Origin of the sequence: Streptomyces sp. KR55 (genome assembly GCF_052245645.1) — a bacterium.
In the GTDB taxonomy this organism is placed as follows: domain Bacteria; phylum Actinomycetota; class Actinomycetes; order Streptomycetales; family Streptomycetaceae; genus Streptomyces; species Streptomyces flavusporus.
Window position 1 is genome coordinate 1 of record NZ_JBQQCE010000751.1, and the last position, 2991, is coordinate 2991.

General features: G+C 66.2%; 2 protein-coding genes. Both read left to right on the forward strand.

Annotated elements, in window-relative coordinates; genetic code table 11:
- The first annotated feature begins 385 nt into the window (after window positions 1-385).
- The gene (locus ACTWQJ_RS49475) at window positions 386-1558 is read left to right on the forward strand and encodes a hypothetical protein (protein ID WP_443312903.1); all 1173 of its coding nucleotides are present in this window, start codon (window positions 386-388) and stop codon (window positions 1556-1558) included.
- A gap of 360 nt (window positions 1559-1918) precedes the next feature.
- The coding region (locus ACTWQJ_RS49480) for a hypothetical protein (RefSeq protein WP_443312904.1) at window positions 1919-2991 on the forward strand (1073 nt) is incomplete at its 3' end.

Genomic DNA, 2991 nt, shown 5'->3' on the forward strand with positions numbered 1-2991 from the left:
TTCGTCCGACGCGGCCGACGGCGTCGCATCGCCTGCCGGCTCCTCCACGGACTCGTGCTCCGTCGTCGTCTCGCTCACGTGGCGTCTCTCCCTTGATCAGCAGATCCGCCGTTGATTAGACACTCCCACTTCGCCTGTGGGGTCTCAAATTTCGCGGCACAGTCTCAGCGCTGATGGCACAACGGTGGCACTTATGCCGCTGCGGTGAGACCTCCTGGTCAGGGCTTTCATCCGTAGGCCGCGCCAGGGCGTGAACGACACGGCCCACGGTGATCCACACGGGGCGTCGGGTCAGGCACGATGGGCGAATGGATCAAGGAGCATCCTCGCTGGCTGACAGCACCCATGGCACGGTGACCGTTGAGACGATGTCCACGATGCGGTGATGGACATGAAGGTCAATGGCGGTTCGAGTCATCATCGGTGGCTGAGTACTGCCAAGGCGTGTCGTGCTGCGGTGGATGCTGACCTTGAATCGTTCGACCGTCTGCCGGTCGCGCAGGCCGCGCAGATGCGGGCCGAAGTGCGACGCGCCTCACGCCGGTACCGGTACGCGGTGGGGGTGGCTGATGTGCAAGGCCCAGCGTGGGCGGCAGCGTGGCTAAGCATCCTCGGTATGGCGATTGCGCTTCTTGCGACCTCCTCGGGAGTGTCATCCATCTGGCTCGTCTTGGATGGTGTGCTGTTCGTCGTCGGACTGCTCGTGATGGTGGTCGTGTTGTATTTCAGTATCGACCAGCTCGGGCGGCTGATTATCGGGCGCGGGTCAGCGTACGCGGAGCTGGTGATCTTCCTGGCGCTGGCAGTGGCGCCTCTGATGCTCATCCCGGCCAAGGGTGCTCCCGGCAGCCATCTGCCCCGGTCACTGTTCATGGGCTGGGGCGCAGGCTGGATGGCCTTGCTGGTGGGTTTGGTGATCAATGCCTTGGGCGTCACCGCCTGGGCGAAGTGGCGGGTCGGACAGCGCTGCCGCCCCTACGACGAGCTGGCTCTGGCCACGATGTGGTTGGCCGGCGACATGGAGATGCACAAGTCCGACTGGCACAGCCGTAGTACCGTCCGGCAGTGGTGTGCCGAGCTGGAGGGCCTGGCTAACTCCGCTGAATACTCCTTGGCGATTCCACGGCGACTGCCGTATAGAGTTCGGGGCGCGCGCCGGAAAACGAAGGCAGAAGCGCTGCGCGTTGCCGAGGTCTTCCGTGGCCACCAGGTAGCCATTGCCGCGGCGTACGGGACCGCACACATTGACCGGGTTGTGGCGTCTCTGACCGCTGCGATGCAGGCACTGCTGGTGGGTGACCGCACGTTGCTGCTGGCCAACGCTCCCGAGCATGTGCCGTTTTCCAATCGGTTGAAGCGGGGCGCAGCGCGGGTGTGGCCTTCGGTCGTACTTGCCGCCGCGGGTTGGTGGCTGCCGATGCTGCCGCTGCCAGGCATGGCCGAGGCCGGGATCTACGTCCGTACTGTGCTGTGGGTGTCAGCCGTCGGCCTTCTTGTCTCCCCGCAGGCATCCAGAGAGATCGGTGGGGTCCTGGGGAAGGCACTGCCTACGAAGTGACGTCCGCTCGTGAGGCTGGGCAGGGCAGACTGCGGTGGTGGCCACCGCCGAGGATTCGGACACGGCCATGAGACTCAGCGGCCGGACATGCCGTGAGACGTCGCAGGAAGCCCCAGATCACAGCGCCGTCGTTGGACGACGGCGCCGAGATCCTACATCGCCCGGCTGGTCACCAGCGACTGCATCCAGACCGGCATGAGCCTCTCCGACCTCGACCACTTCAAGTTCGACGGCACTGGCTACGACGAACTGGCCAAGTGCCGCCAGAACCTTTGCTGTTGCGTCCTGTGTATGCCCCGTTGTCAGTGCCGCGCCGTACCTTGGATTGGGCTGTAATCCGCGAAGACAAGGTGGTGGTGGGTGGCCAACATCGTCTGGCACACGAAGCTGCGCATCTCCTTGGATCTGACCAAGGATGACCTGGGACACGAGGGATACGAGGGGCTGTGGGACACGGTCTACACCATGGACCGGATGTACGCCGCCCGCGGTGTCCCGGTCGCTGAGCGAGACCTGCAATGCGGAGGTGTGTGCCGGGACGCCGGGGTGGAGGCGCCGATGTATCTGCGCCTGCGAGCCAATGGGCGGCGCGAGGCCGTTCACGAACGGCGCGAAGACGAAGAGCGCCACATCGTCCCTGTCAGCGACGAGCACAAGGCCTACCAGGAACGCATCCTCCGGGTCGCGGCCGAAGAAGGCTTCCACGGCGACAGCGAGGTCCGCACCAGCGTGGGCCGCAGTTGGATCCAGACCGACACGCTCGTCGAAGGAGCCGACGGACTGCGCATCGGATGGGAAGTCCAGCTGTCCTCGGCCGGCGCGCAAGGGCCCCGCAGCGTCCGCGCCCGCGCGGCGAAGGCTGAGAAGAACGGGATCACTCCCGCCTGGCACACCGACCGGGCCGACTACGCGCGCCGCAACGACACGCACTGGACGCGCAGCGACAGCCTGCCCGCCTATGTCATCGCCAAGACCGGTGACCTGCGCGTCGTCTCCGGCTTTCGCGTCCTGGACTTCTGGCACTGCGACGTCCACGCCGTGTACCCCTGTCCGGACGGCGTACGCCGGTGCGGCCGCTTCCACGCCACGCCCAAGCCGCGCGACGTCTTGTTCGACGACCTCGTACGCCGGACGGCGGCCGGCACCATCGTGCCGGTGCAGTTCCGCGTCGGCGGTACGACGCACCGATTCTGGGTCACTGACACCGACCGCGACCGCCTCGAGAATCTCCGCAGCGACGACACCCAGCTTCCACCCGTCTCGGAGCCCGACGCCCCTGCTCGTGCCAGCCGCAACCGTCCGACCTGCAAGCCCTCCCACTCAGCCCCGAACGCTCCAGCACCCGTCCCGGTTCTTCCCGCAATCCGAGTCCTGGCCCAGCAGGCTCCCTCCGCTGCTGAAACGGTGCCGGTTCAGACCGGGGCAGGAGCTCA